The organism is Acetobacter sp. (assembly GCF_047721705.1).
In the GTDB taxonomy this organism is placed as follows: Bacteria; Pseudomonadota; Alphaproteobacteria; order Acetobacterales; family Acetobacteraceae; genus Acetobacter.
On record NZ_JBDNXK010000122.1, the window covers coordinates 1 to 7,631 of the forward strand.

A 7,631-nucleotide genomic window follows, 5' to 3' on the forward strand; every position below is an offset into this window, starting at 1 on the left:
AGCACAATGCGTAAAGAAATGCTGACACACGCTCGGATGACGGACTGCTTTCGCCTCGTAGCGGACATACTAGGGTCTGTTATGGCTTGATCCAGTCTGCTGCGGCAGCGATGTGGATGACGGCGAGGAAGGACGTTACGGTTTTTTCGTATCTGGTTGCGACAGCACGCCACTCCTTGAGACGGGCCCAGAGGTTCTCAACGAGATGACGGCACCGATAGGCCCATCTTGGGCAGGCAACCGGCGCATCGCGTCGTTTCGCAGGAATGGCCGGTCGGGCTCCCATGTCCCGGATATATTCACGAAAGGCGTTCGACGCGTAACCCTTGTCCGCCACTACCCACAGGGGAACGGCGGGAAGACTATCGAGCATGGCTGGCGTCAGAGGCAGTTCATGGGCCTGACCGGGCCCAGAGCAAAACCCAGCGCCTTTCCATGCCCGTCTGCGATCACGCAGACCTTTGTGCCATAGCCGCCCCGAGAGCGGCCAAGTGCTTCACGCTGGTCTCGCTCTTCGAAAGAGCCCCCTTTTTTGGGGCTCCCGCCGCCTTGTCGTGAGCCCTGATATTTGTGCCATCCATAAAAGTCATACCGAGCGCTACCCCCTGTTGCTCCTGAACCAGTGCGAGCAGGCGTTCCCACACACCCAGCTTCGCCCAGCGAATGAAAAGCTGGGCCGCCCGCCACCACGGACCCAGTTCGGCGGGGATGCTCCGCCATTTCGCGCCATTCTCATGCCGCCAGAAAATCGCTGCTAGCGTGCGCCGCAGATCATGGGGCGGCGTCTTTCCCTTTGGGCGAACCGCCTCAATCAGAGGTTTCCAGATCGCCCATGTCTCGTCCGTAAAAGTGTCTGTTCTGTCTCCTTCTTCCATCACTACAATATGGGAAGAATTTCAAGATCTAACAGACCCTAGTGGTTGAGAGAACTCCTTTAAACCAGACATGAATCAGCCCATTTTCTACCTACAAGCCCTCATTATTTTCTTGGCTTTTTGACTTGCTAATCTCAAAACTATGGCTCAGGGGCACCGCATGGAGCAGACGCGACTGTGAGAGATAATCGCATCGTGGGATCAAGACGTAGTTTCATCCAGTCATCCCGATAATGGGCTCCCGTTCATCGCGATATTAAGCACGCCCTCTTCCGAAACTATTGCGCCGCATGAACGTTCATTGCGAATGATGGCAGAGCTGTAATGACTATGATAGAAGTCAAGAATATAAACAAGATGGTCATATTGGTCTGCCTGTTCGTAGGAGGATGTAATACTTCGCCAACGCAGGAGCTGTTCGGATCTTTTTTCCCTTCCTGGCTCGTTTGTGCGTTTGCTGGCACCAGCATGGCAGCACTCACCCGCATTATATTTAGCGCGTTCAATTTTGACGATGCTATCCCAGTTCCAATGCTTTCATGGCTTGCATTTGGCACGGCCGTTACGCTGGCTCTCTGGATCATCTGGATAGGTATTTGAAAGATGGCATCCTCGAAAAAAATGGCGGGATATGTTTTTCTCGTCACCAATTTGTTGCTGTGCGCGCTGCTCGCAGCCTTAGCAGCCTATCTTGTTGATCGCAGCCCTCGCACGGACGATGCGTTTATACAGGCCAATATCGTCAACATGGCCCCGGAAGTCAGTGGTAGAATTATCGCCATCAACGTGCGGGATAATCAGTTTGTGCATCGTGGTGATACGCTATTTGTTATCGATCCAGAACCTTTCCGTTACGCCCTGGAGCAAGCTCAGGCCAATTTGGATAATCTGAAGGCGGAGTTGCCTCTGCAGGATCTACAAATTGGCTCACAAGTGGCAACTGCCAACGCTCAGGGTAGCAGTGTCGAACAGATGCAGGCCCAGCTTGCGCTGGCCCAGTCTACCGAAGCTCGCTTGGCCCCTCTCGCCCGACAGGGCTTCGTGACGGCTCAGCAACTCGATCAGGCCAGAAGTAATGTTAAGACCTCGTCGGCAGCGCTTGAACAGGCAATCCACTCACAGAATGCTGCAGCGAAAAACGTTCGCGACGACAAGCCGCTTCGAGCACAGATCGTTGGTGCAGCAGCACAGTTAGCGGCTGCTCAGAGAGACTTGCGTTTAACCGAAGTTAAAGCACCGTGTGACGGTCAGATAACAGGGCTCAATATCGCCGCTGGCGAGTATGCGGCAGAAGGCAAAGCTCTGTTTACGATCATTGACACCGATCACTGGTGGGTGATCGCCAATTTCCGGGAAACTCAGGTGCCCGACTTTCATCCTGGCCAACACGCGATCATCCATGTTCTGGCCCGTCCCAATGTTGTGCTGCATGGTCATGTGGAAAGCCTCGGCGGCGGCGTTCAACCCGATGTGGGCAGTCTTACGAGTGGGTTGCCGCAGGTTGCGCGCAACCTGAACTGGGTCAGAATTGCCCAACGTTACCCAATACGGATCAGTCTGGACCATCCCTCTCCTGAGCTTATGCGTATCGGAGCAACGGTCGTTGCGACGATCCAGAGATGAGTCTTCGCCTCTTCTCGCTCAGACGCCGGACTGCGAGAGAAAATAACTCTGGCAATGTTCATCTTCTCTCTATTGATGAAGGGAATCCGGTTTTCACAATTCGGGGAATGGCGGCAGAAATGGCGCCGTCTCCCGGACGGCTGGAAAATACAACCCGACTGACATGTCTCGCTATTTTGTTTCTCTTGATTGGTGAGACATTTCGGCTGCCCGAAGTGGCGCTCTTCGTGTGGATCGGCTTCCTGCTCTCGGGTAATGACGCGGCGACCAGTTCGCGTATGGCGTTGACCGGCGGCGGTATGATCGTGATCGGTACTGGCGCGAGCATCCTGTGCATGATGTTTACGCTGGATGAGCCAGCGATCCGCCTGCCTCTGATGGTCCTTCTGACGCTTTGCGCCGGATATCTGAGCGCGGTAATGACGGCAGGTATGCTGGCCAACGTATTTTTCTTCTGGACTGTCTATCTGCTGACGATGGTGGATCAACTGGAAAGCGCGGGCAACGCGATAGACGCCTGGGTTGGAAACACCACAGACAGTGTCATACGCGACAGTGCGTATTTGTCCCCAGAAGAGTCATTTCTCCACGAGTGCCTTTGGTTCGCGCTCCTTTACGCCGTAGCGCTGACACTGATCATTATTACAAACCACCTGTGGGGGCGTGATCCCGGCAAGGTACTGAAAAAGGCAGAATCTGACAGATTATTACTTGTTGCCGATGCAATGGACGAAGAGTGCGAACGGAAGAGCCATTCGATGAAAAGGGTTTTCGCAGCTTCACTCCAGGGCGTTTCCGGCATGAGAAAGCTGCATAATCTGGCTGCGTCGTTCAAATCGGAAGCAGAAAATCCCGCAGCTAGCCGTGCGTTAATTCGCTACATCTCCCGTATCTCGCTAATGACGACATTATGGGCCACCACCGTCAACGAAAGAAAAATCCCGCAATCCGAGGCGTCACCGACAACACCAGATCTCCTGAAGACATCATCTGGCATTCTTCGACATTCCGCGAGACTGATCGTAAAAGCTGACGATGAGATTGCATCATCTGGTTTCGGTCACGATGTGGCCGACAATCTGAAGCATCTTGCAAAAGCGTTCGCTTCCAGCCCCGCGCTGCACCCATTGGCTCGGGAGATCGCACGTAGTGTTGGAATTATTCTCGCTCTGAGCTCCAGACCTGGCGAAGTCGATGAAGCCTTGCTGCCGAAGATCGACTACAAGCCCGCACCGCTTTTCAAGCCTGGGGCTGCCGTCAAGCGCGCCGGTCGTCACGCTGCGGTAAGATTATGTGTGTCGGTTATCATATGTTATCTCATCGAACGTTTTACAGACTGGCCTGAGATCGGAACTTGCGTTCTGACTTGCTTTGTCGTTCCGATGGGAACAATCGGCGATACAACACACAAGATGTTTCTGCGTTTGCTTGGCGCACTTGCCGGCGGTCTTGCGGGTATTTTTTGTATTCTCGTGTTCATGCCAGTCATTACAGGCATCATGGGACTTATCCTCATGATGACGCCCGTACTGTTTGTCTCTGCCTGGATAAAGTCGGGCAGTGATCGAATCGCCTATGCTGGAGTGCAAACAGCTTTCGCCTTTTGCCTCAGTATTCTTCAGGGATATGGTCCTACACTGGACATGCAGACGGCCAGAGACCGCGTCATCGGCGTCCTGTTGGGCAATGTGGTGGTCGCCCTGGTCTCGACATCGCTCTGGCCCGTCAGCGTCGCCACCATCGCGCGCAAGAATCTGGCCGACGCTGTAAAAACTCTTGCGAACATGACAGTTTTCAAAAAAGAAAACCTGGAAGCGCCGTTCGATCCTGTGCAGGAAAAAGATCGAGAAGCATTCGGTCAATCCATTGCGGCCGTCAGATCATCATTCAGTGGAGACGCGCTGGAGGGAACTGCTGTCAGCAAGCGACTTTTTGCCAGTAATTTTAACCATCGCCTTCTTACCGACATCCAGATTTTGGCAGTAAAAATATCAGTTATCGTCGATATGTCCCATCTGTCGAGTGCAATAGCCGATAAGGCTCTTGTCGCGTTGAGAGGATGGCTCGACAGGTTCGCCCAATGGATCGTGACAGGTGAGGGCTATGACGAGCTCAAATCATCTGTCCCTGTTCCTCCGATCATTCCTGATGATCCTGAGAGAACAATCTGGTTTTCTTCAGTAGATGATGGAATCAAAAATATTCTGGGTACTTTGGATGCCGCACAGCGTAATAATGCGGGTGTTTCACATGGTTAAGTCTTCGAGCTGGAAATCTGTCGTAGCCACAAAGAGAAGAACAGGCCTCCCCTTTATCTCTTCACTATGCTTCGTTCTTGCGGCAGCAAGCGGATGCCACGATACGTCGGACCTCGCTCCCTCGGCCGCAGACCGCCCATGGCGTCCGACAGAACAGACAGGTTTGAAAATGCCTCCGGGCAGTGATGGCTTTACCGCTCCAACCTCGGAACAGACGCACAGTAAAATCTCCCAAAGTTTGAGTAGGTTGGATCAAGCCTCAACCGAAGTTGGTATGCAATCAGCTCGGCAAGACGCCGCTTCTGCAGCCGTCATTGTAATGTCTGGGAAAAAACTTGTGCTTTCTGAATTGATTGACATTGCAGAGAGGCGCAATCCGCAGACGCACCTGTCATGGGAGCAGGCTCGGCAAAATGCGCTTGCCGTGGGCGTGTCCGAGTCAGCGCTGGCTCCGCAAATCACCGCAACCTTGCTAGCGGGCGGACGCCGTACTGTTACTTCCATGCCGAACTTCTTGACTCCTAAAGGGTATATGGCGGCCAATGCGGCGGCTGCCTTTCCTGAAATTCAGCTGTCTTATCTGCTGTTTGATTTCGGTCACACCCGCGCAACCATTGACAACGCAAAAGCGCTGTCAATCGCATCGAATTTTGATTTTACACAGACCCACCAAAAGTTATTCATGGACGTCATCAACGCGTACTATAACCACGAAGCCTCGGTCGCCGATTATGAAGCTGCGGAAGAGTCAGTTCGAAATACTCGTTTGCTGCAGGTTTCAGCAGAATCTCGATACGCCCATGGCGAAGCCACCGTCGTCGACGTCACTCTGGCCCGTAGTAACGCCACCACCGCAGTTTTTCAGCAGGACCAGAAGCGTAGCGCCGAGCACAGTTCCCGATATGCCCTTCTGCAGGCGATGGGGTTGCCGCCAGACACCAATCTGTCAGTTGCATCCTCTAGAGACACACATCTTCCACAGCAAATTCCGGGAGACGTATCGCGTCTGATGCGCGCATCTCTCGAGCGTCGCCCGGACATCCTGTCTGATCTCTATAAGATGGACGCCGCCACAGCCGCCACACGCGCCGCACAGAGGGCCATGCTGCCGAAACTGGAATTCAACGCAAACGTGCAGGCCTATATTGGTGAGCAAAAGGTTTACGGATACACCCAGACCGCGCCAGCTTCACGGGTGGCTCAGCCCAACGGCACCGTCGCGGTCCAGTTGTCATGGCCTCTCTTTCAGGGGGGATTGATGCGAAACCAGCTAAGGCAGGCTCAGTCCCGCGAGCGGGCGCAAAGAGCGAACCTCGACAAAGACGTTCTGGCCGCCGAACAACAGGTCGCAAACGCACGCGATGCGCTGGAAACCTCCCTCTCTTCCGTACACTCGGCCGCGATCGCCCGCGACGCCGCACAAAACGCCTTCAAGGCGGCGGCCACGTCATATGCCGCCGGGGTCGGCAATCTGACAGACGCGACGCAGGCTCAGACACAACTTGCTCAGGCCACGAGCGCATACGCCGTTAGCCATGCTCGGGCGCTTATGAATGCCGCAGCCTTGGCGTTCGCTACCGGAGAATTGACGTCCGCTGCCGGTATGGAGGTGTTCGGAGATGATAACAATTAGCGGCCAAGTCTTACGGCGTGTCGTCAGTTAAGCAGGATGATAACTGAAGCGAACTGCCCGGCTGCGAGAAAGGTAGATTTCAGCTTGTCGTAACGGGTTGCGATAGCGCGGAACTGCTTGAGTTTATTGAAGAATCGCTCGACAAGGTTCCGCTCCCTGTAAAGAGCAAAGTCAGTTTGTCGTTGGGTTGTTCTGTTGCGTTTTGGCGGGATAACTGGAGTAATCTCGCGCTCTGTCAGCCGATCGATCAGCCTGTCCGCGTCATACGCCCTGTCGGCGAGGAAGGCGTCCGGATCGATGTTTTCGAGCATTCCTACCGATAGGCGACATTCCGCTTCCCCCCCAAAAAAGCGGATAGTTCGGTAGGAAATGGTGAGGGCTATCGAATCTCTGTTTTCTCAGCGAGCCGCAGACAGCAGTTCGCTAACCAGAGATGGGCGTTTATCCAGCATCGCCAGCAAAACCTGAGCCGGCCCGGTCGGATGACGACGTCCATGTTCCCAGTTAAGAAGAGTCCCTTTGGCGACCCCGATGCTCCTGGCGAACTGTGCCTGAGAAAGCCCGGTTCGGGTTCTGATGGCCGCTACGTCCACAGACGGAACACGCACCTGATGGGTAACGGTATTTCCCGCTTGAACTTCCGAATATGCAAGAGCCTCATTCAACCCCTGCAGAATGCTGTCATAAGCGCTCATGATGGCTCTCCATATTTCGCGATCAGCGTCTTGCTCAATTCCACCAGTGCGACCTGTTCAGATCGGGTCAGATTGTCTTTTTCGTTTTTGGCAAACACAGTCAGCAGGAAAAGAGGCATATGCCTTCCACCAAAAACGTAAAGGGTTCTGCACCCTCCCCTCTTCCCACGGCCTTCTCGTGAAAAGCGGACCTTTCGCAAACCACCGCCCAAAGAGATACCAGAGTCTGGCGTTGCAGCGAGCATGTTGATCAGAGCCACACGATCGTCGTCTGACATCAAGGCTTTTGCCCGGTTTATGAATTCAGGCAGTTCGACAACGGTCTGCAGCTTTGACATCCTCAGCAAATTATACGTCATTGGCGCATAGGTCAATGACGTATGGATCAGAGGACTGTAGCTTATGATGGGCGTTCAGATAAACAGCGGCCGAGAGAGTTTCTCTATATCTAAAAAGAGCGGTTTTCTGACGAAAAATCTACGTCCGTTTCTGCCCTTTATCGCAACTAGGTGGGAGGTCATAAAAAAAGGCCCCGTGAAGGGCCTTT

Annotated in this window: 6 protein-coding genes and 2 pseudogenes; 4 read left to right on the forward strand and 4 right to left on the reverse strand. The window is 53.8% G+C overall.

What is annotated here, in order from left to right; genetic code table 11:
* Positions 1-79: 79 nt before the first annotated feature.
* Positions 80-875, reverse strand: a pseudogene (locus tag ABF824_RS14830) (IS5 family transposase).
* 324 nt (positions 876-1,199) lie between these two features.
* On the opposite strand from ABF824_RS14830, the gene ABF824_RS14835 reads away from it, so the two are divergent.
* The 4 genes from ABF824_RS14835 (at position 1,200) to ABF824_RS14850 (ending at position 6,389) form a co-directional block, all read left to right on the forward strand.
* A complete protein-coding gene (locus tag ABF824_RS14835) occupies positions 1,200-1,475 on the forward strand; it encodes a YtcA family lipoprotein (RefSeq protein WP_415489770.1) in 276 nt (91 codons plus the stop codon).
* Positions 1,476-1,478: 3 nt separating this feature from the next.
* Positions 1,479-2,498, forward strand: a complete 1,020-nt coding sequence (locus ABF824_RS14840; protein ID WP_415489771.1) for a biotin/lipoyl-binding protein — start codon at positions 1,479-1,481, stop codon at positions 2,496-2,498.
* Positions 2,495-4,756 carry an FUSC family protein gene (locus ABF824_RS14845; RefSeq protein ID WP_415489772.1) on the forward strand — a complete coding sequence of 754 codons (2,262 nt, stop codon included), beginning with the start codon at positions 2,495-2,497 and terminating at the stop codon, positions 4,754-4,756. Before ABF824_RS14840 ends, ABF824_RS14845 begins: the two co-directional genes overlap by 4 nt.
* Positions 4,757-5,093: 337 nt before the next feature.
* Entirely contained in the window at positions 5,094-6,389 is a 1,296-nt protein-coding gene (locus ABF824_RS14850) for a TolC family protein (protein WP_415489773.1), read from the forward strand.
* Positions 6,390-6,412: 23 nt separating this feature from the next.
* Here the strand turns inward: ABF824_RS14850 and ABF824_RS14855 are convergent.
* The 3 genes and pseudogenes from ABF824_RS14855 to ABF824_RS14865 all read right to left on the reverse strand — a co-directional run.
* A pseudogene (locus tag ABF824_RS14855) lies at positions 6,413-6,700 on the reverse strand (transposase); the annotation flags it as partial.
* Between the two features lie 87 nt (positions 6,701-6,787).
* A complete protein-coding gene (locus tag ABF824_RS14860; protein WP_415489774.1) occupies positions 6,788-7,084 on the reverse strand; it encodes a helix-turn-helix domain-containing protein in 297 nt (98 codons plus the stop codon).
* The gene (locus tag ABF824_RS14865; RefSeq protein ID WP_415489775.1) at positions 7,081-7,458 is read right to left on the reverse strand and encodes a type II toxin-antitoxin system RelE/ParE family toxin; all 378 of its coding nucleotides are present in this window, start codon (positions 7,456-7,458) and stop codon (positions 7,081-7,083) included. Before ABF824_RS14865 ends, ABF824_RS14860 begins: the two co-directional genes overlap by 4 nt.
* Between the last annotated feature and the right edge of the window lie 173 nt (positions 7,459-7,631).